The organism is Marichromatium sp. PS1 (genome assembly GCF_041155115.1).
Classification (GTDB): domain Bacteria; phylum Pseudomonadota; class Gammaproteobacteria; order Chromatiales; family Chromatiaceae; genus Marichromatium; species Marichromatium gracile.
This window is the reverse complement of the sequence record NZ_BAAFHB010000005.1, coordinates 635,314-656,037: the sequence shown is the minus strand read 5'-3', so window position 1 is coordinate 656,037 and position 20,724 is coordinate 635,314. Positions and strand designations below refer to the sequence as shown.

The following is a 20,724-nucleotide window of genomic DNA, read 5'->3' as shown; positions in this document are numbered from 1 at the left end:
GTCGACAAGCGTGTCTGCGCTCAGTTGCCGTGACTGGTGTCGACGAAGGCATCGGTGAACAGTGCCGCCGGGTCGAGGCCCCGGGCGAGCAGCGCGGGGCGGGCGTGCTCGATCATCGCCGGCGGGCCGCTGATGTAGACCTGGTGGCCGGCGAGGTCGGGGAAGTCCTCGATCACCGCCTGATGGACCAGTCCGCGGCGCCCGTCCCAGTCCGGCTCGGGCTCGGAGAGCACCGCCTGGTGGCCGAACCAGGGGTGCTCGGCGGCCCAGCGCGGGGCGAGGTCGGGGAGGTAGAGATCGGCGCGGGTGCGCGCGCCGCGATAGAGCAGCAGCGGGCGCTGCAGGCCGCGGGCGATGGCGTCCTCGATCATCGACTTGAGCGGGGCGAAGCCGGTGCCGCCGCCGATCAGGATCGCCGGCGCCGTGCTCGTGGGATCGAGCCCGAAGTCGCCGAGCGGGGCCTGGACGCGCAGCAGCGCGCGCTCGCCGAGGCGCTCGAAGACCTCGGTGGTGAAGCGTCCGCCCGGTACCCGACGGATGTGCAGTTCGAGATAGGGGCTGAGCGCCGGGGCGCTGGCGAAGGAGAAGGCGCGGCGGCTGCCGTCGCGCAGCAGCACGTCGAGATATTGTCCGGCGCGAAAGCGCAGCGGGTCGTGATCGGGGAGCTTGAGGCTGAGCCCCATCACCTCGGGGGCGAGCCGCTCGATGCGCTCGACCCGGCAGGGCAGGGTGCGCACCTGTTGCGGCTCGTCGGGCCGGGTGTGCGCCGGCAGGTCGAGATGCAGGTCGCTGCGGGGGACGGCGCGGCAGGTCAGACACTGCCCGGCGCCGAGCCCGGCGAGCGCCGGCGGCGTGCCGCCGGGGTAGTCGATCTCGCCGGCGCCGAGGGTTGCGGCGCAGCTGCCGCAACGCCCGTCGCGACAACCGTGGGGCAGGGCGATGCCCTGGCGCAGCGCGGCGTCGAGCACGGTCTCGCCGGGCTCGGTGGTGAAACGTGCTCCGTCGGCGTCGATACTGATCTGAAATCCCATGGTCCCGACCGTCTTGCAATCCGTCCTGCTCGCCGCCGATAGTGTCACCATCGATAACCCATGCGGAGTACGACAGGGTGAAGTTGATCCTTGGATGTGGATATGTGGGCACCCGGCTGGCGCGCCAATACCAGGCCGCGGGCGAACCGGTCAGCGGTGTGGTGCGCAGCGAACAGGGTCTGGCGCGGCTGCGCGCGGCGGGGATCGAGGCGGCGCGGCTGCCGCTCGGCGAGCCCGGTGTGGTCGACACGCTCGACTGGGCCGGGGCCGAGGTCTTCCATCTCGCGCCGCCGCCGGGCGAGGGGCGAGAGGACGGCGTCACCCGCGCCCTGGTCGAGCATTTCGCGCGCGTCGGCGATCCGCGTCGACTGGTCTATGTCAGTACCACCGGGGTCTATGGCGACTGTGACGGGGCCTGGGTCGACGAGTCGCAGCCGTTGCGCCCGGTGGCCGATCGCGCCTGGCGGCGTCTCGACGCCGAGTGCGTGCTGCGCGAGTGGCGCGCGCGCAGCGGCGGCGAGCTGGTGATCCTGCGCGTGGCCGGGATCTACGGCCCCGACCGGTTGCCGCTGGCGCGACTGCGCAGTGGCCAGCCGCTGGTGCGGGCCGAGGAGGCGCCGTACTCCAACCGTATCCATGTCGACGATCTGGTCGCCACCTGCCGGGCGGCGATGGCGCGCGGTGGCGACGGCGAGGTCTACAACGTCAGCGACGGCCGCCCGAGCACCATGACCGAGTACTTCCGCGCGGTGGCCGACGCCGCCGGGCTGGCGCGCGCGCCCGAGCTGCCGCTGGCCGAGGCGATGGGTCAGCTCTCGGCGGGGATGCGCTCCTACATGGCCGAGTCGCGCCGACTCTCCAATCGCAAGCTGCGCGAATCGCTGGGGGTCGAGTTGCGCTATCCGGACCTCGAGGCCGGGCTGCGCGCGGCGCTGGCCGAGGCGTCCTGAGGGCGGGCTGCTATGCTTGGCGGTGGCCGACCGGGCGCAGGCCGAGGTGTCTGACACCAGGGAGCCGGGGCGCGATGCCGCGCCCCGGCAGTGGCGCCCGTATGCGTAACCATCCGGAGGACCCGTGATGAGATCGACCCCATCGCTTCGTCAGCGGCTGTTTACCGCCTGTCTGCTACCGCTGCTGGCCGCCCCGGCGCTGGCGCTCGAGCGCCAGGACTTCGACTACGAGACCACCAGGAACCTCTACAACATCTGCTCGGTCCCATCCGGGGACGCCCACGCGATGACCGCCGCACTGGCCTGTCGCGCCTTCATCGAGGCGACCATGCAGTATCACGACGCGGTCTCCGCCCACGAGGCGCTCGAGCCGCTGGTCTGTCATCCGCCCAAGGCCACCCTGGCCGATGCCCAGACGGCCTTTCTCGACTGGGCCGGCAAGCATGCCGATGAGGGAGCGCTGATGGACGAGGTGCCGGTCAAGGGCGTGGTGCGGGCGCTGGCCGAGCGTTATCCCTGTCGTTGAGCCGGTCAGCGGTGATCAGGGATGGTCCCGGTTGTCGGGCGCGACCGGCAGTTGGCGTCCCGACCTTTCCAATGCCTTGCAGGAGTCGAGCCGTGAAGCAGATCCTCTTTCCCGCCCTGGCGCTGGTCCTCACTCTGGCGCTCGCCGGTTGCGGCAATACCACCGGTGCCCGGGTGTCGAGCGGCACCGCCATCGGCGCGGCCACCGGTGCGATCATCGGCTCGTTCGGCGCCGACGCCGGCGCCGGTGCGTTGATCGGCGCCGGCGTCGGCGCGCTCGGCGGTCGCCTCGTCGACGAGCACGCCAAGGGCCACTTCGACTGAGTCGTCATCGATCGATCCACCTCGCCCCGTCGGTCGTGATGGCCGGCGGGGTCCACCCTGGAGTCCCGCCGTATGATCGCGCAGTTCCTCGCCGCCTTCTGGCAGGTGATGGTCGAACTCTCCCCCTCGTTGTTGCTCGGCCTGCTGATCGCCGGGCTGATGCACGTCTATCTGCCGCGTGGCTTCGTCCATCGCGGGCTCAACCGCCCCGACATGGCGAGCGTGACCCGCGCCACCCTGGTCGGGGTGCCGCTGCCGCTGTGCTCCTGCGGGGTGATCCCGACGGCGTTGGGGCTACGTAACGAAGGCGCTTCCAAGGGCGCCACCACCGCCTTCATGATCAGTACCCCGCAGACCGGGGTCGACTCGATCCTGGTGAGCGCGGCCTTCCTCGGCTGGCCCTTCGCGCTGTTCAAGCTGGTCGCGGCCTTCGTCACCGGGCTGGTCGGCGGCGGGCTGGTCAACCGCTTCACCCGTCCCGATCCGGCGCCCGCACAACAGGCGGCGACGGATGATGACGGGGCGCGGCCGCGCGGCTGGCGCCCGGTGCTGCGCTATGCGGTGTTCGATCTGCTCGGGGCGATCGATCTGTGGGTGCTCGCCGGCGTGGCGCTGGCGGCGCTGCTGACCGTCGTGCTGCCCGCCGACTACTTCGCCTCGCAGTCCTGGGCCCAGGGGCTGCTCGGCATGCTGGTGGTGTTGGCGATCTCGCTACCGCTCTATGTCTGTACCACCGGATCGGTGCCGATCGCCGCCTCGCTGATCGCCTCGGGGCTGCCGGCGGGCTCGGCGCTGGTGTTCCTGATGGCCGGTCCGGCGACCAATATCGCCACCTTCGGGGCCGTCTATCGCACCCTCGGCGGCCGCATCCTGGCGATCTATCTCGCCGTGGTGGTGGTGATGAGCATGGCCTTCGGACTGTTGTTCGACGCCCTGCTGCAGAGTCCGGCGGAACATGCCGGGCATCTCCACGGCGCCGAGGGCGACTGGCTGGGGGTGAGCGCGGCGCTGCTGCTCACCGCGCTGCTGCTGTTGCTCGCCGTGCGGCGCCTGCGTGCCCGCTTCGCGCCGGCGCCCGCCGTGGCCGCGGATCTGACCCTGCCGGTCTCGGGGATGAGCTGCAATCATTGTGTCGCCAGCGTTCGTCAGGCGCTCGAGCGCATCGACGCGGTCGAGGCCGCCGAACCCGATCTCGGCGCCGGGCTGGTGCGGGTGCGCGGCGCGCACCTCGACGTCAGCGAGCTGGTCGCGGCGATCCGCCAGGCCGGTTTCGACAGCGATCCCGGGCAGTCGCGCTAGCTGTGCACCCTGCCACCGTGGCCGTCCCGAACGGCTGCGGTGGCCTCGAATCGACTTATCCTTGACCAGATAATTTCTATGGTCTCTCGGTTGACGCCCCGTTCCCGATCCACTAGCTTTCCACCAGAGTCAATCGCGGCGCCTGCCAGGATCTCGAACTACCCCAAGCGAGCATTCAAGTGTTAAAGACACGTCGGAGTGTCTACGGGTTTTTCCTTTGGGATCCGAACTCTCCTGATCGCTTAGCCTGACCGTCTCCAGCTCGGTCGGTGTCGAGCGCCGGATGCGCTCCCATCCTTATCCCCGCATCGCTCCCTCTCTCCCGAACGCGCGTCTTTTCACTTTTGGTGTACGCATTGGCCGGTCGTGATCCCCGAGGAAGCGCCTTCCTCGCCGGGCCGCGGGCTTGGACATCGTCCACTGTCGGGATGGCTTGTGTGTTGGCCGACCGGCAGTTTTCGTTCGATCAACACACACGAGCCCGAGAGATAGCGATGAGGATCTACGTAGGAAATCTCCCCTATAGCGTGACCGATGACGAGCTGAGGGACATCTTCAGCGGATTCGGTGAACTGGCCAGCGCCGAGGTGATCAAGGACAAGTTCTCCGGTCAGTCGAAGGGCTTCGGCTTCGTCGACATGCCCAACAACTCGGAGGCTGACACCGCGATCAAGGCCCTCAACGAGAGCGACATGAAGGGTCGCAAGCTCACCGTCAACGAGGCCAGGCCGCGGGCGGAGCGCCCGCGTGGAGGGGGGCGCTACTGATCCCGCCGCAACCATGCCCACGCCCACCGGCCAGCCGGCCGGTGGGCGTCGGGGAGGGCGCTCAGGACGAGCGCCATCCTGCCGCTCATGCCTCGGGCAGTTCGATGCCCAGCCGATCCCACATGCGGTCGACCCGCTCGCGCACCGCCTCGTCCATGCGGATCGGCTCGCCCCACTCGCGGTCAGTCTCGCCCTGCCACTTGTTGGTCGCGTCGAAGCCGATCTTCGAACCCAGTCCGGAGACCGGCGAGGCGAAGTCGAGATAGTCGATCGGGGTGTTCTCGATCGTCACCGTGTCGCGCGCCGGGTCCATCCGGGTGGTCATCGCCCAGATCACGTCCTTCCAGTCGCGGGTGCAGACGTCCTCGTCGACGACGATGACGAACTTGGTGTACATGAACTGGCGCAGGAAGGACCACACCCCCATCATCACCCGCTTGGCGTGTCCCGGGTACTGCTTGCGGATGCTCACCACCGCGAGGCGGTAGGAGCAGCCCTCGGGCGGCAGGTAGAAGTCGACGATCTCCGGGAACTGCTTCTGCAGGATGGGCACGAAGACCTCGTTGAGCGCCACCCCGAGGATCGCCGGCTCGTCGGGCGGCCGGCCGGTATAGGTGCTGTGATAGATCGGGCGCTCGCGATGGGTGATGCGCTCGATGGTGAACACCGGGAAGCGGTCGACCTCGTTGTAGTAGCCGGTGTGGTCGCCGAAGGGGCCCTCCGGGGCCATGTCGTCGGGATGGATATGGCCTTCGAGCACGAACTCGGCGCTCGCCGGGACCTGCAGGTCGGAATCCTGGCAGCGTGCCAGCTCGGTGCGGCTGCCGCGCAACAGCCCGGCGAAGGCGTACTCCGAGAGGGTGTCGGGCACCGGGGTGACGGCGCCGAGGATGGTCGCCGGATCGGCGCCGAGCGCGACGGCCACCGGGAAGGGCTTGCCGGGGTGGGCACGCTGCCAGTCGCGATAGTCGAGCGCGCCGCCGCGGTGCGCCAGCCAGCGCATGATCACCCGGTTGCGATCGAGCACCTGCATGCGATAGATGCCGAGGTTCTGGCGCGGCTTCTCCGGACCGCGGGTGATCACCAGCCCCCAGGTGATCAGTCGCGCGGCGTCGCCCGGCCAGCAGTGCTGGATCGGCAGGCGCCCCAGATCGACCGCCTCACCGCTGAGCTGGTGCGCCTGGCAGGGCGGGTTGCGCCGCACCTTGGGGGCCATGTCGAGCACCTTCTTGAAGATCGGCAGGCTCTCCCAGGCCTGCTTCATCCCCTTCGGCGGGTCCGGCTCCTTGAGAAAGGCGAGCAGCCGACCGACCTCGCGCAGCGCCTCGACCGAGTCCTCGCCCATCCCCAGCGCCACCCGGTGCGGGGTGCCGAAGAGGTTGCCGAGCAGCGGGATCTCCGAGCCTTTGGGCCGCTCGAACAGCAGCGCCGGACCGCCGCCGCGCAGGGTGCGGTCGCAGATCTCGGTCACTTCCAGGTGCGGGTCGACCGGCTCGCGCACCCGCACCAGCTCGCCGCGCTCCTCGAGCTGGTCGATGAAGTCGCGCAGGTCGCGGTACTTCATGCCGCGATCCCTGACTGACGCAGCAGCGCCTCGGTGTCGGGCTCGCGCCCGCGGAAGCGCACGAACAGCGTCATCGCGTCCTCGGCGCCGCCGCGCTCGAGGATGTGCTCGCGGAAGGCGCGCCCGGTGGCGGGGTCGAACACCCCGCGCTCCTCGAACAGCGAGAAGGCGTCGGCCGAGAGCACCTCGGCCCACTTGTAGCTGTAGTAACCGGCGGCATAGCCCCCGGCGAAGATGTGCGAGAAGCCGTGGGCGAAGCGGTGGAAGGCCGGCGGGTGGATCACCGCGACCTGCTCACGCACCGACTGCAGGATCTCCTGGATGCGCCCGCCGCGTGCCGGGTCGTATTCGAGATGGATGCGGAAGTCGAACAGCGCGAACTCGAGCTGACGCACCATCTGCATCGCCGACTGGAAGTGCTTGGCCGCGCGCATGCGCTGGTAGAGGGTCTCGGGCAGCGGCTCGTCGGTCTCCCAGTGGCGCGCGAACAGGTCCAGCGACTCGCGCTCCCAGCACCAGTTCTCGAGGAACTGACTGGGCAGCTCGACGGCGTCCCAGGGCACCCCGTTGATCCCGGCCACCGCCGGATAGTCGACCTTGGTCAGCAGGTGGTGCAGACCGTGGCCGAACTCGTGGAACAGGGTCTCGACCTCGTCGTGGGTGAGCAGCGCCGGGCGCGCGCCGACCGGCGGGGCGAAGTTGCACACCAGATAGGCCACCGGGATCTGGTCGCGGGTGGCGCTGTGCATGCGATCGCTGCAGGTGTCCATCCAGGCCCCGCCGCGCTTGTGCGCCCGGGCGAAGGGGTCGAGATAGAACTGACCGCGCAGCGCGCCGTGCTCGGCGTCGCGAATCTCGAAGAAGCGCACGTCGGGGTGATAGGTGTCGAACGCCTCGACCTCCTGGAAACGCACCCCGAAGAGCCGCTCGGCGACGCCGAACAGTCCGTCGAGCACGCGCGAGAGCGGGAAGTAGGGACGCAGCTCCTCGTCGCTGATCTGGTAGCGGTGCTGGCGCAGCTTCTCGGCGTAGTAGCCGACGTCCCAGGGTTCGAGCTGGTCGACACCGTGGTGTTCGCGGGCGAAGGCGGTCAGCTCGTCGAGCTCGCGGTGCGCCTGCGGCAGCGAGCGCTCGGCCAGATCGCCGAGGAAGCCGATCACCTCTTCCGGGGTGCGCGCCATCTTGGTCGCCAGCGAGCGTTCGGCATAGTTGGCGAAGCCGAGCAGCTGGGCCTGTTCGTGACGCAGCGCGAGGATCTGCTCCATGATCTCGCTGTTGTCCCACTCACCGGCGTGCGGGCCCTGGTCCGAGGCGCGGGTGGCGAAGGCGCGATAGCACTCGGCGCGCAGCTCGCGGTCGTCGGCATAGGTCATCACCGGCAGATAGCTCGGCATGTGCAGGGTCAGCAGCCAGCCCGGCAGCTCGCGCTGCTCGGCGTTCTGGCGCAGTAGCGCGCGCGCCGACTCGGGCAGCCCGGCGAGGCGCGACTCGTCCTCCAGGTGCAGCTCCCAGGCGTTGGTGGCATCGAGCACGTTCTCGGCGAACTTGCTGGTGAGCGCACTCAGCGACTGGCTGATCTCCTTGTAGCGGGCCTTCTTGTCGGCCGGCAGGTCGACGCCGGAGAGATGGAAGTCGCGCAGCGCGTTGTCGAGCACCCGGCGCTGGTCGGCGTCGAGATGCTCCTGGGTGGCCACCGCGCGATAGGCGCGGAACAGCGCCTCGTTCTGCCCGACCTCGGTGCCGTAGTCGCTGAGCTTGGGCAGACAGGCGTTGTAGGCGGTGCGCAGCGCCTCGCTGTTGAGCACGCTGTTGAGATGGCTGACCGGCGACCAGACCCGGCCGAGCCGGTCCTCGCTCTCCTCCAGCGGCTCGATGAAGTTCTCCCAGGTCGGCACCGCGATCTCGCGGGTGAGTCGCTCGATCAGTGCGCGACACTCGGCGAGCTGAGCGTCGAGCGCGGGCTCGACGTGCTCCGGGCCGATCCGGGAGAAGGCCGGCAGGGTCTGGGTTTCAAGCAGGGGGTTCGACATCGGGGGACCTGTGAATCCTGTGCAACATAGGGTCGGATATGGCGACTGCCGCATACCGCTTCCAGCGCGGCGGCGACCGGCGCGCGGTCCGCGCGCCCTCAGTCGGTGAGGAAGCCGCTGTTCTGCAGGGGGGCGATGCGCCCCTGCAGCGAGCGGATCATGTCCTTGCGGGGACGCGGGGCGAAGCCGCGCGGGACGCAGAAGTGATGACGCCACAGCGCCTTGCGGAAGCGTTCGTGGTCGCGCTCGCCGAGCGGCTGCCACTGCGGCTCGTCGAGCAGCACGAAGCGCCCGGCGGCGCCGTAGGCGTAGGTCTTGTAAGTGCCGCGCGGGGTGCAGCGCAGCCCCTCGAAGGAGAGGTTGCGGGCGCCGCTCGGCCCCTGGGCGACCAGGGTGTAGCGCACCACGCCGTCGTCGCCGATCTGCAGGTGACGGCCATCGATGAAATAGCGGAAACCGGCATGCGGTCGATCGAGTTCGAGCTCGATCAGGTCGGACTCCTCGGGCCAGGGCGGCGGCGGGGTGGCGCGTTCCTGCCAGCGCACGCCCTCGCGCACGCTCGAGGGCGTGGGCGCCTCGGGGTCGGTGACGAAGGCGTTGTCGGCGAGCGTGGGGGTCGGGCGCAGCAGCGCCAGCGGCAGCAGCAGCGGGAGCAGACGGTGGGGGCGGCTGATCATCATCGCTTCAGCGCGCCTGGGTCGGCCAGGGTTGGATGGCGACGGCCGAGATGCTGTTCTTCGGCGAACCCTCGATGATCTTGTCGCTGTAGCTCAGATAGACCAGGGCGTGACGCGGCGCGTCGTAGAAGCGCACCACCTGCAGGCTCTTGAACAGCAGCGAGGTGCGCTTCTTGAACACCTCCTCGCCGTCCTGCTTGCCGTCGCGCACCGCGTCGGGCAGCGTGATCGGGCCGACCTGGGTGCACTCGATCGAGGCGTCCGAGGTGTCCTCGGCGACCCCGACCGCGCCGGAGACCCCGCCGGTCTTGGCGCGGCTGATATAGCAGACGACACCGGGGATGTCCTCGTCCTCGAAGGCCTCGACGACGATCTTGTCGTTGGGCCCGAGGATCTTGAACTTGGTCGAGACGCTGCCGATGACCTCGGCCGCGAGCGGGGCGCTCAGGGCGAGTAGGGCGATGGCGGTCAGCAGCTTGCGCATGCGGGCGGCTCCTTGTGCGAACGGGTGGTTGGTCATCAGGCCCCGAACAGGCGGTCGTGTTCGCTGCGGCTGCGGGTGAGCGCATCCTCGATCGAGACGCCGAGGAACCAGTTGCCGGTGACTGCCAGCGGGGTGCCGGCGAGCGCGGCGTCGAGCGCGGCGACCCGTTCGGCGTGACCGGCGCGCAGCGCCGGCAGACGGTTGTGCACCCGCGCCTGGTCGAGCACCTGATCGGGGCGCAGGTCGAGGGTGGCGCAGGCGCGCGCGATCTGGGCCTCGGCGTCGAGTGCGCCGGGACGGAAGTGGAAGGCGAAGCCGCGCAGCTCGGGATCGGGGAGGAAGTCGCGCGAGACCGAGGAGTAGAAGGCGTCCTCGATCGCGATCAGCCCGGCCATCGGCTTGATGTCGACCTCGGCGGCGCGGAACACCAGTACCAGGGTCTCGATCTCGGCCATGCCGATGCCGTCGATCGCCGCGCGCGCCTGCTCGAAGCCCTCGGGCATCAGCGCGGCGGCCACCGGCGGCGGCACCGCCAGGGTGAGCCGGGCGGCGCCGATGCTCTCGCCATCGGCGAGGTGGACCCGGAAGCCCGCGTCGGTACGCGCGATGCGCTCGACCTCCTGGCCGGTGCGCACCTCGATCCCCGGCTGATCGGCGATCGCCTGGGGGATGGTCGAGAGCCCGCTCGGGAAGGTGAAGGCCTTGATCACCTCCTTGCGCCGCGGCTTGCGGCGGAACAGCGCCTCGGCCGGGTAGTCGTCGGCGGGCTGGCAGATCACCGCCTGGAAGGCGTGACGCAACAGGTCGTCATAGTTGCGCCGGCCGAGGATGGCGCTGTAGTAGTCGGCGACGCTGCGTCCGGCCTTGGGCTCGCGGAACATCCGCGGCAGCGAGCGGATCGCCTCGCCGAGGTGCAGCGCCGAACGGATCGGGCGACGCTTGCCGTCCTGCCACAGCGCATAGCCGACCTTGAGCTTGGGCTGGACCAGCGCGGTCAGCCCCAGATCGTCGAGGATGGTGAGCAGGTTGCCGTAGCTGTTGAAGCAGGTATGTCCGCCCGACTCGACCCAGAAACCGTCCTGGTCCTCGAAGGCCTGGCTGTTGATGCAGCCGCCGACGCGATCGCGCGCCTCCAGCACCAGGGTGGAGTGGCCGCGACGTGCGGAGAAGTGCGCGGCGCCGAGTCCGCTGATGCCGGCGCCGATGACGAGATGCTCGAAGTCGATGGTCATGGAGGGGTCAGTCGCTGCGTTCCTGTCGTTGTTCTTCGGGCTCGATGTCGACCAGCGAGAGATGATCGATGTCGGGCGTCGGGATCGGCGTCGGCGGCGGCTCGCAATCGGCCAGGGTCCAATCGGCGCCTTGCACCAGGGTCAGGTGGCTGGTGTCGATGGCGGGCATCTTAACCGTGCGCGAGGGTTCGAGGAAGCCGTCCTGTGGGGCCAGTGCCAGCGCCTCGCCATCGATCCGGGCGAGGGTCTCGGGGGAGCCGGCGGGGTCCTCCACCGGGCCGTCGGGCGCCGGGCGCACCGGTTGCGGGGCGGGGGCGGCGCGTTCGCTCGGGGTCACCTCCAGCACCGCGCCGGCCCGGCTGAAGACCTGGCGGTACTGGGCGACGGTGGCGGCGTCGACGCCGCGCTTGACCACCACCCGCTTGCCGCTGAACAGCCGCTCGCAGCCGGGACCGGCGAGCTTGAACACGGCGCAGAGCCGTTCGCGGACCTGGGCGGGGTCGGCGTCGGTGGCGATGGCGCCGGTATAGCAGAGATCGAAGAGTTCGTCGGCCATGGGCTCGCACCTGCGTGCGCCCGGCGCACGGGCGCCGGGCGCGATAGGTATCAGAGTGGCTTGGCCAGGGTGAAGGCACCCCGGATGTCGCCGGCGCGGTAGCCGCGCGCGTTGTCCTCAGGATAACGCTCGTCCAGGGCGGCCGCCACCTCGGGGGTGAGGTGATCGCCGTGACAGGCGAGACAGACCTCGGCGGTGGGGATCGCCTTCATGAAACGGAAGCGGCGGCCGTCCTCATCCTCGACCACCTCGGCGTGGGCGAGACCGGCCACCGGCTCGCCGGCGGCGCGCTGCTCCTCGAACTGGTCGAGGATCTCGCGCTCCCAGGCATCCGGGGTGTTGCGCGCCGCGTTGCGCACCCCGAGGCTGGTGCGCCCGACCGACCAGCCGCTCTGCGCGCTCAGCTCGTCGGCGATCACCGGTGCGCGCTCCTCGCAGACCTCGATCGCGCGCACCGGACCGCCGGCCTCGAGCGCTTCCTTGAGCTCGCCCTGGAGGGTGCCGGCGAACTGCTGGATGAGCGTCTTGGCCTCGGCCACGCGCGGATCGGGCGCGGTCTCGGCGTGTGCGCCGGCGGCGATGAGCAGGGCGGGAGCGAGGGACCACTGGATCAATGTCTTCATCGGGCGATATCTCCTTGATGTCTTGGCAGCTGCGGGCTGGGCAGTGTGCCAGCTTTGCGTCGCGCAGGGTTTGACGGATCGCAGTCGGGGAGTTCCCGCGCACACTCAATGTGATTGACGGCGCGGCTCAGTCCAGGTGTGCCCGCAGCGCCGCCCCGGTCGGCAGCTCGGGGTGCGCGGCGATCGTCTCCGGCGTCCCGGTCGCGACCAGCCGTCCGCCGGCCGTGCCGCCCTCGGGGCCGAGATCGAGCACCCAGTCGGCGGCGGCGATCAGGTCGAGGTTGTGCTCGATCACCACCACGCTGTGCCCGGCGTCGACCAGCCGTTGCAGTACCCCGAGCAGACGTTCGACATCGGCCATGTGCAGCCCCACCGTCGGCTCGTCGAGCAGATAGAGGGTAGGGCGGTCGGTCAGCCCATCGGCGCCGGGACGCGCGCGCGCCAGCTCGGTGACCAGCTTGAGCCGCTGCGCCTCGCCGCCGGAGAGGGTCGGACTCGGCTGGCCGAGGGTGAGATAGCCGAGCCCGACGTCCTGCAGCAGGGTCAGCGGGTGATGGATCGCCGGGTGGGCGGCGAAGTGCTCGACCGCTTCGTCGACGCTCAGCGCCAGGGTCTGGCCGATGTCGAGCCCGAGATAACGCACCGCGCGCGTCTCGCGGTCGAAGCGGGAGCCGTCGCACTGCTCGCAGGGGATGCGCACGTCGGGCAGGAAGCTCATCTCGATGCGCTGCACCCCCTGGCCGTCGCAGGCGCCGCAGCGCCCGCCGGCGGTGTTGAAGGAGAAGCGCGCCGCGCTCCAGCCGCGGATGCGCGCTTCCTGGGTGGCGGCGAACAGCCGCCGCACCCGGTCCCAGATGCCGACATAGGTCGCCGGACAGGAGCGCGGGGTGCGCCCGATCGGGGTCTGATCAACCTCCAGCACCCGGGTGAGCGCCTGCCAGCCGTGGATGGCGCGACAGCCGATCAGGTCGCGTTTGCGCGCGCGCGTCGGCCGATCGGCGCCGAGCAGGTTGCCGAGGGTGGCGCCGAGCACCTCGCGCACCAGGGTCGACTTGCCCGAGCCCGAGACCCCGGTGACCGCCACCAGCCGTCCCAGCGGCAGCTCGACGTCGAGGTCGCGGAGATTGTTGCGGTGCGCGCCCTCGACGCGCAGCCGCTGGCGCTCGCCGGGGGCGGGGCGCGGCGGGCGGTCGCGACCGTGGGCGCGGGCGAGGTAGCGCCCGGTGAGCGAGTCGGGGTTGGCGATCAGTGCCGCGGCGTCGCCCTCGGCGATCACCTGGCCGCCGCGTACCCCGGCGCCGGGGCCGAGGTCGATGACATGACCGGCGCGACGGATGGTCTCCTCGTCGTGCTCGACCACCACGATGGTGTTGCCCTTGGCCTCCAGCCGTTCGAGGCTGGCGAGCAGCAGGGCGTTGTCGCGCGGGTGCAGACCGATGGTCGGCTCGTCGAGCACGTAGCACACCCCCTGCAGGTTGGAGCCGAGCTGCGCGGCCAAACGGATGCGCTGGGCCTCGCCGCCGGAGAGGCTGGGCGCGGCGCGGTCGAGTCCGAGATAGCCGAGCCCGACCTCGGCGAGGAAGGCGAGCCGGTCGCGCACCTCATGGATGAGATCGCCGGCGATCGCCTGCTCACGGGCATCGAGCACCAGCGCATCGAGCCAGGCCGCCGCCCGCTCGACGCTCAGCGCCGAGAGCCCGTCGATCGACTGGTCGTGGAAGCGCACCGCACGCGCCACCGGGTTGAGCCGTGCGCCGTCACAGGCCGGACAGACCGCGGCCGCGCCGATCTCGCCCTCCTGCCACTGCGCCTCCTCGCCGCTGTGGCTGTCGTCGAGCCCGACGATCAGCCGACCGCTGCCGAGACAGCTCGGGCACCAGCCGTGACGCGAGTTGTAGCTGAACAGCCGGGGGTCGGGCTCGGCGAAGGCACGTCCGCAGTCGGGACAGGCGCGCGCGGTGGAGTGGACCTGCTCGGCGCCCCAGTCGCCGGCGGCGTCGAGCCGCGCCACCCGCACCACGCCCTTGCCGAGTTCGAGCGCCTGATCGAGCGCGGCGCGCAGCTCGACCTCGTGCGCCGGATCGACCCGCAGCGCGCCGAGCGGCAGCTCGATGTCGTGCTCGCGGAAGCGATCGAGCACCGGCCAGGGATCGGTCGGCAGCGCCGTGCCGTCGACCCGCAGCCGTTGCCAGCCCTTGCCCGCGGCCCAGGCCGCCAGCTCCTTGTAGATGCCCTTGCGTGCGCTCACCAACGGGGCCAGCAACTCCACCCGCTCACCACGGTGCTCGCGGAGGATGCGGGCGAGGATCGCCGCCGCCGACATCGGCTCGATCGCCACCCCGCAGTCGGGGCAGTGCTGCACCCCGAGCCGGACATAGAGCAGGCGCAGATAGTGATGGATCTCGGTGAGGGTGCCGACGGTGCTCTTCGCCCCGCCGCGACTGGTGCGCTGCTCGATCGCCACGGTCGGCGGGATGCCGTGGATGGCATCGACCTCGGCACGCGCGGCCGGTTGCACGAACTGGCGGGCATAGGCGTTGAGCGACTCCAGATAACGCCGCTGGCCCTCGGCGAAGAGGATGTCGAAGGCCAGGGTGCTCTTGCCGCTGCCCGAGACCCCGGTGATGACCGTGAGCCGGTCGCGCGGGATCGACAGGGTGAGATCCTTGAGGTTGTGCTCGCGGGCGTGACGGATCTCGATCGCCGCGGGCGCGGTCACGGCCTGATCGTCGACGCCGCTCTCGGCGATCATCTGGGGCGCGGCCCAGCTCTCGCGCAGCGCCTGCCCGGTGTGGCTCCCGGGGTGTTCGGCGACCTGCCGGGGCGTGCCGCAGCAGACCAGTTCACCGCCGTCCTCGCCGCCCTCGGGACCGAGATCGATCAGCCAGTCGGCGGCGCCGATCACATCGAGGTTGTGCTCGATCACCAGCAGCGAGTGGCCCTGCTCGATCAGCCGCTCGAAGGCCTCGAGCAGCACCGCGATGTCGGCGAAGTGCAGCCCGGTGGTCGGCTCGTCGAGCAGGAACAGCAGCCCCGGCGCGTCCTTGCGCCGGCGCGCGCGCTTACCCAGATGGGCGGCGAGCTTGAGCCGCTGCGCCTCGCCGCCGGAGAGCGTCGGCACCGGCTGGCCGAGTCGCAGATAGCCCAGCCCGACGGCCTGCAGCGGGGCCAGGGCGCGGGCGATCTCGGCATCGCCGGCGAAGAAGGCGAGCGCCTCGGTGGCGGTCATCTCCAGCACCTCGGCGATCGAGCGCGGGCGCGCCTCGGGATCGGCGCCGGGCAGGCGGACCTCCAGCACCTCGTCGCGATAACGACGCCCGTCGCAGTCCGGGCAGCGCAGATAGACGTCGGCGAGAAACTGCATCTCGACGTGCTCGAAGCCGGTGCCGCCGCAGCCCGGGCAGCGCCCGTCGCCGCTGTTGAAGCTGAAGGTGCCGGCGGTGTAGCCGCGCGCGGCGGCCAGCGGGGCGCGGGCGAAGCGCTTGCGCAGCACGTCGAAGGCGCCGACATAGCTCGCCGGGTTGGAGCGCGAGCTGCGCCCGATGCTCGACTGATCGAGCAGGCTGACGGCGCCGATCGCGTCATCGCCCGCGAGGCTCTCGAACGCCCCCGGCGTGCCGTCGGGGTGGCCCTTGCGCTGGCACAGCGCGCGATAGAGCACCTCGTGGAGCAGGGTCGACTTGCCCGAGCCCGAGACCCCGGTGAGCACCACCAGCCGGTCGAGCGGGATGTCGACATCGACCCCCTTGAGGTTGTGCGCACGCGCCCCGCGCAGGTGCAGCCAACGGGTGGCCTCGTCGATCGGGCGCGCCGCGCGCTCCGGGGCGACGCGGCGGCGCCCGGCGAGATAGTCGCCGGTGAGCGAGTCGGGGGCCGCGAGCAGTGCCTGGGGGCTGCCCGAGAACACCACCTCGCCGCCGTGCTCGCCGGGGCCCGGGCCGATGTCGACGATACGGTCGGCGGCGAGCATCACCTGCGGGTCGTGCTCGACCACCAGCAGCGAGTTGCCGCCCGCGCGCAGCCGCTGCAGCACCGCGACCAGTCGTGCCATGTCGCGCGGGTGCAGCCCGATGCTCGGCTCGTCGAGCACGAACAGGGTGTTGACCAGCGAGGTGCCGAGCGCGGTGGTGAGGTTGATGCGCTGCACCTCGCCGCCGGAGAGGGTGCGCGATTGCCGATCGAGGGTGAGATAGCCGAGCCCGACCGCGCACAGATAGCGCAGCCGCGCGCGGATCTCGCCGAGCAGTTGGTCGAGCGCCTGATCGAGCCCGGCGTCGAGGGTGAGCGCGTCGCAGAAGTCGCGCAGCCGCGCCAGCGGCAGACACATCAGGTCGTGCAGCGCGAGCCCCGGCAGCGCCGCCCAGCGTTGCGCCTCCATGCTGACGCGGTCGTGACGGAAGCGCGCCGCCACGGGCAGGGTGCGCGCGGCGAGTGCGGCGTCGCCGAGTCGCCAGTCGAGCGCCTCGTCTTCGAGTCGGGCCCCGTTGCACTGGCTGCAGGGCGCATAGGCGCGATAGCGCGAGAGCAGCACCCGCACGTGCATCTTGTAGCTGCGTCCCTCCAGCCAGGCGAAGAAGCGGCGCAGCCCGTACCACACGCCGTCCTCCCACTCGCCCTCGCCGTCGATCACCCAGTCGCGGTCGGCTGCGGTGAGCGCCGACCAGGGGATGTCGGTGGGGAGGCCGCGGGCGTGGGCGAAACGCAGCAGGTCGTCCTGGACCTCGGCATAGCTGTCGCTCTGGATCGGCTTGATCGCGCCGCCGAGCAGGGTCTTGGCGGGATCGGGGACCACCTGGTCCCAGTCGATGCCGATGGTGCGCCCGAAGCCCCGACAGCTTGGGCAGGCCCCCACCGGCGAGTTGAAGGAGAACAGCCCTGGGCTCGGCTCGCGATAGCGGATGTCGCAGTCGGGGCAGTGCAGCTCGGCGGAGAAGCGCAGCGCCGGGCCGGGCGCGCGCGCGTCATCGAGCGGGTGGACCCGCACCCGGCCGTGGCCCTTCTCCAACGCCGTCTCCAGTGCCTCCAGGGCGCGCGCGCGCTGCTCGGGGTCGATCCGCAGCCGGTCCTGGATCACGGTGATGCGGGTATCGGTCTCCTCCAGCAGCCGTACATAACCCTGCTGGGCGAGCATCGCCCGCACCTGCTCCAACCCCAGTGATTCGGGCACCTCGACCTCGAAGCAGATCAGCGCGCGGGCGTCGCGATGGCTGGCGAGCAGACCCTCCCAGATGTCCTCGGGGCGGTCGCGCCGCACCGCCCGACCGCAGCCGTGACAGAACAGCCGCGCGGCGCGGGCGAACAACAGCTTCAAGTGGTCGTTGAGCTCGGTCATGGTGCCGACGGTCGAGCGCGAGGTGCGCACCGGGTTGGTCTGATCGATGGCGATCGCCGGTGGGATGCCCTCGATGCGCTCGGCGGCGGGGCGGTCCATGCGGTCGAGGAACTGACGCGCATAGGGCGAGAAGGTCTCGACATAGCGGCGCTGACCCTCGGCATAAATGGTGTCGAAGGCCAGCGACGATTTGCCCGAGCCCGAGACCCCGGTCACCACCGTCAGTTCGCCGAGCGGCAGGTCGAGGTCGAGATCCTTGAGATTGTTCTGGCGCACGCCGCGCAGGCGGATGGTGTCGTTCACGGGGTTGCGGTGTCCTGAATCAGCGACGCCCCGGGTGTTTGCCGGGGCGCTGGGGTCGGGGTGTGGTGCGATCGGCACGGAGCGATGCCTTGCCGGGATTGACCGGGGCCAATCGATGGTGTCACGCGATGCTATAGCATGGGGATGTGTACGGTCTTTCGGCAAGCTTGTGGCGATGGACTCGGCAAGGTCGTCGTAGTTGCATGGCCGTCACGGAGACCGCGCTGCGCAGAAGAGGAACCAGGGATGTTTCAACGATTCTACGAGTTCAGCCGCTGCCTGCCCGAGCGCGCCGCCTGGGAACGACTCAACGAGGGCATGCCGGAGAACTACGACCGCGGGCAGGCGCTGTGCTTCGACGCAGCCGGCGGCTGGGTCGGGTGCAAGCCCTACAACGGCAACCAGGGGGTCGTCTATCGCTCGGGACCGCCGAACGGCACCGACCTCACCCCATGCTGCAAGTTCTCCGGCACGGATTCGGTCAAGACCCTGGCGCGGTTGAAGCGCGCGGTCGTCCAGCTCGCCGAGGCCGAGGAGGTCTCGGCCGAAGGGCGCGACTGGCTCGCGGCGACGCTTGCAACCTTCGAGCGCGAGTCCGAGACCATCCTCGCCGCCGTGCGCGAGGCGCGCGCGGCGGCCGGTGAGGACGCCGACCATCGCGGCTATCTCTACTGGGCCGATGCAGCGATGGCGCCGGTGTACGGCTGGCCAGCGGTGCGCGAGGTGTTGGTGCGTCAGGCGCTGCGGGCCTTCGCCGGCGGCGGGGTGCGCGAGTCGGGCTGCTGCGCCGTCTGCGGCGGCGCGGGGCGGACCGTCTACGGTAACTATTCGGTGCTCGCCTGCTACAACCTCAACAATCCCGGCAGCATCGCCGGTGGTTTCCGCGCCGACGCGGCGCATCGCAACTTCCCGGTCTGCGGCGACTGCGCGCTGCGTATCACCGACACGATCAATCTCGTCGAGGGTCGGCTGAGCGCCACCATGGCCGGTCAGACCTATCTGATCCTCCCCTACAGCAACGATCCCGAGGTGCGCGAGGAGCTGGGCTGGCGCCTGGAGCAGCACCCGGAGCGCTACCGGCTCGACCGCACCGCGGATCTGGTCGCCGACGAGCTGGAGCTGGTCGACGAATTCGCCGCGCGTGGCGACCAGCTCGCCTTCGCGCTGGTGTTCTACAAGAAGCAGAACGCCGCCTGGCGGGTCCAGGCCGAGGTGCAGCAGCTCCTGCCGAGCCGGCTGCGGGCGTTGCACCGCGCGGTGAAGGAGATCGCCGCGGCGCCCGATCTGATCCAGGTCGACAAGAAGGAGGACAAGCCGCTGCGGATCACCGCCAATACCTTCCGCGACTTCTCCGACGCCGGTCTCAAGCCGAGCGACGAGACGGTGCGCGACTGGCTGACCGCGCTCTTTGCCGCCCGCGCGATCGATCGGCGCCACTTCCTCCACGCCCTGGTGGCGCGGTTGGTCGCCATCGGTCGCCGCGATCCGAAACTGTTGCACTACACCACTCGTCAGGCTTGGGGACTGTACCGCTTCGCCCGGCGCACCGGCCTGATCGTCCCCCCATCCGTGAAGGAGCACCCCGTCATGTCAGAGGTCATCCCGGACAGTGCCCATGGGCGCTATGTGCGCGAGCACCAAGACTTCTTCCACCGCCCCGAGCTGGTGGTGGCCTTCCTCACCGGTTGCTATGTCGCGCAGGTCACCTCGGTGCAGCATCAGGAGCGAGGCGGCGCGCCCTTTGCCAAGAAGTTCGTCGGTCGCGTGCTCACCCGCGAGCAGTTGCGCCGACTCTATCGCGAGGGGCACGCCAAGCTCGCCCAGTACGACAAGCTCGGCTATGTCATCACCGGTCTCGATCCCGATCTCGCCAACGCCTGGATCCACTGTGGCGACAGCTGGTCGATCAGCGACGAGGAGGCCACCTTCGCCTTCACCCTCGGCTACAGCCTCGCCTATCGCATCGGCCAGCTCGACCGCGCGGCGGCCGAGTCCGCCGCCTGAGCCATCGTTCATCGCATCGCGCAAGGACCACACCATGCAACCGATCACCAATCGTTACGAGATCCTGTTCGTCTACGAGGCCAGGGACTGCAACCCCAATGGCGACCCGCTCGACGAGAACCGTCCGCGCACCGACCCCGAGACCGGCGAGGCGACGGTCAGCGACGTGCGCATCAAACGCACCGTGCGCGACTACTTCCTCGCCCAGGAGCCCGATGTCGAGCGTCGCCTCGCCGCCGGGCGCGAGGTGCTGATCCGCGACACCCTCAAGGCCGACGGACACCTTTGCGAGGGGAAGGATCGCGCCGAGCAGTTCCTGAAAGAGGTGGCGCGGGACAAGAAAGGCGAGGCCAAGCGGCAGGCGTTGGAGGAGGCGGTGCTCAGCGGCTGTATCGATGCGCGACTGTTCGGCGCCACCCTGCCGCTGGGCAAGAACGAGCCCTCGTTGCAGCTCACCGGCGCGACCCAGTTCGCCGCCTTCAACCGCTCGCTGCACCGGGTCAGTCCGACCCTGGTGCAGCAGACCGCAGCCTACGCCGGTAATGCCAAGTCGAACCAGAAGTCGTTCGCCGAGCGCTGGCTGCTGCCCTATGCGTTGATCGCGGCCTATGGCGTGGTCAACGAGGCGGCCGCGCGCAGCACGCGGATGAGCGCGGCGGACCTCGATGCCCTGCTTGCGGCGCTGTGGCGCGGCACCGCCGATCTCAACACTCACTCCAAGCTCGGTCACGATCCGCTGCTGCTGGTCGTTGCCGAGTATCAGCCCGGATATCGGTTGGGCGCGCTGCCTCGGCGTATCGCGCTCGCCGACCAGGACCGCGAGGACACCGCGCTGCGCTCGACCCGCGACTTCACCCTCGATGTCGGCGAGTTGCTCCAGGGCTGGTCGGCGATGTCGAGGCTCACCGGACTGCGGGTGATGGCCGATGCGCGACTGCGCTGCCGCGCCGGTGAGCAGGTCGATGACTTCATCGCGCTCGCCCGTGCCGCCGGGTTGGAGCCCCAGGCGCTGGAGCTCTAGCC

The 20,724-nt window shown here is 70.2% G+C and carries 16 protein-coding genes; 7 read left to right on the top strand and 9 right to left on the bottom strand.

Annotated features, from left to right (window positions below; all coding sequences use genetic code 11):
- Positions 1-20: 20 nt before the first annotated feature.
- Entirely contained in the window at positions 21-1,031 is a 1,011-nt protein-coding gene (locus tag ACAM26_RS15190) for a 2Fe-2S iron-sulfur cluster-binding protein (RefSeq protein WP_369614019.1), read from the bottom strand.
- A 77-nt stretch (positions 1,032-1,108) separates the two neighbouring features.
- Between ACAM26_RS15190 and ACAM26_RS15185 the strand changes: the two genes are divergently transcribed.
- From ACAM26_RS15185 to ACAM26_RS15165, 5 genes are all read left to right on the top strand, one after another.
- Positions 1,109-1,981 (top strand): SDR family oxidoreductase, encoded by an 873-nt coding sequence (locus ACAM26_RS15185; RefSeq protein WP_132228844.1) that lies wholly within the window; start codon positions 1,109-1,111, stop codon positions 1,979-1,981.
- Positions 1,982-2,108: 127 nt separating this feature from the next.
- Positions 2,109-2,507: a Rap1a/Tai family immunity protein gene (locus tag ACAM26_RS15180; RefSeq protein WP_123140906.1), complete on the top strand. Its 399-nt coding sequence runs from the start codon at positions 2,109-2,111 to the stop codon at positions 2,505-2,507.
- A 92-nt stretch (positions 2,508-2,599) separates the two neighbouring features.
- The gene (locus ACAM26_RS15175; protein WP_123142744.1) at positions 2,600-2,830 is read left to right on the top strand and encodes a glycine zipper domain-containing protein; all 231 of its coding nucleotides are present in this window, start codon (positions 2,600-2,602) and stop codon (positions 2,828-2,830) included.
- Positions 2,831-2,902: 72 nt separating this feature from the next.
- Positions 2,903-4,129 (top strand): permease, encoded by a 1,227-nt coding sequence (locus ACAM26_RS15170; RefSeq protein WP_369614018.1) that lies wholly within the window; start codon positions 2,903-2,905, stop codon positions 4,127-4,129.
- A gap of 494 nt (positions 4,130-4,623) precedes the next feature.
- Positions 4,624-4,896, top strand: a complete 273-nt coding sequence (locus tag ACAM26_RS15165) for an RNA-binding protein (protein WP_005224745.1) — start codon at positions 4,624-4,626, stop codon at positions 4,894-4,896.
- Between the two features lie 85 nt (positions 4,897-4,981).
- Here the strand turns inward: ACAM26_RS15165 and ubiD are convergent, their stop codons facing one another.
- From ubiD to uvrA, 8 genes are all read right to left on the bottom strand, one after another.
- Positions 4,982-6,460, bottom strand: a complete 1,479-nt coding sequence (gene ubiD, locus ACAM26_RS15160) for a 4-hydroxy-3-polyprenylbenzoate decarboxylase (protein WP_369614017.1) — start codon at positions 6,458-6,460, stop codon at positions 4,982-4,984.
- Complete coding sequence (prlC, locus tag ACAM26_RS15155; RefSeq protein WP_123142746.1) at positions 6,457-8,490, bottom strand: oligopeptidase A; 2,034 nt, start codon at positions 8,488-8,490, stop codon at positions 6,457-6,459. The genes ubiD and prlC overlap by 4 nt, the downstream gene beginning before the upstream one ends.
- Before the next feature lie 98 nt (positions 8,491-8,588).
- Positions 8,589-9,170: a CNP1-like family protein gene (locus ACAM26_RS15150; protein ID WP_369614016.1), complete on the bottom strand. Its 582-nt coding sequence runs from the start codon at positions 9,168-9,170 to the stop codon at positions 8,589-8,591.
- A 4-nt stretch (positions 9,171-9,174) separates the two neighbouring features.
- Positions 9,175-9,651, bottom strand: coding sequence for a CreA family protein (locus ACAM26_RS15145; RefSeq protein ID WP_132228850.1), 477 nt, complete (start codon positions 9,649-9,651; stop codon positions 9,175-9,177).
- Positions 9,652-9,686: 35 nt separating this feature from the next.
- Positions 9,687-10,883, bottom strand: a complete 1,197-nt coding sequence (locus tag ACAM26_RS15140) for an NAD(P)/FAD-dependent oxidoreductase (protein ID WP_123139609.1) — start codon at positions 10,881-10,883, stop codon at positions 9,687-9,689.
- Positions 10,884-10,890: 7 nt separating this feature from the next.
- Entirely contained in the window at positions 10,891-11,439 is a 549-nt protein-coding gene (locus ACAM26_RS15135) for a hypothetical protein (RefSeq protein WP_123139610.1), read from the bottom strand.
- Positions 11,440-11,489: 50 nt separating this feature from the next.
- Positions 11,490-12,062 carry a DUF3365 domain-containing protein gene (locus ACAM26_RS15130; RefSeq protein WP_123139611.1) on the bottom strand — a complete coding sequence of 191 codons (573 nt, stop codon included), beginning with the start codon at positions 12,060-12,062 and terminating at the stop codon, positions 11,490-11,492.
- Positions 12,063-12,189: 127 nt separating this feature from the next.
- Positions 12,190-17,697, bottom strand: a complete 5,508-nt coding sequence (uvrA, locus tag ACAM26_RS15125; protein WP_369614015.1) for an excinuclease ABC subunit UvrA — start codon at positions 17,695-17,697, stop codon at positions 12,190-12,192.
- Between the two features lie 246 nt (positions 17,698-17,943).
- Between uvrA and ACAM26_RS15120 the strand changes: the two genes are divergently transcribed.
- Together ACAM26_RS15120 and cas7b are read left to right on the top strand one after the other, a co-directional pair.
- Entirely contained in the window at positions 17,944-19,701 is a 1,758-nt protein-coding gene (locus ACAM26_RS15120; RefSeq protein ID WP_369614014.1) for a TM1802 family CRISPR-associated protein, read from the top strand.
- A gap of 34 nt (positions 19,702-19,735) precedes the next feature.
- Positions 19,736-20,722 carry a type I-B CRISPR-associated protein Cas7/Csh2 gene (gene cas7b, locus ACAM26_RS15115; protein ID WP_123142750.1) on the top strand — a complete coding sequence of 329 codons (987 nt, stop codon included), beginning with the start codon at positions 19,736-19,738 and terminating at the stop codon, positions 20,720-20,722.
- Positions 20,723-20,724 lie beyond the last annotated feature (2 nt).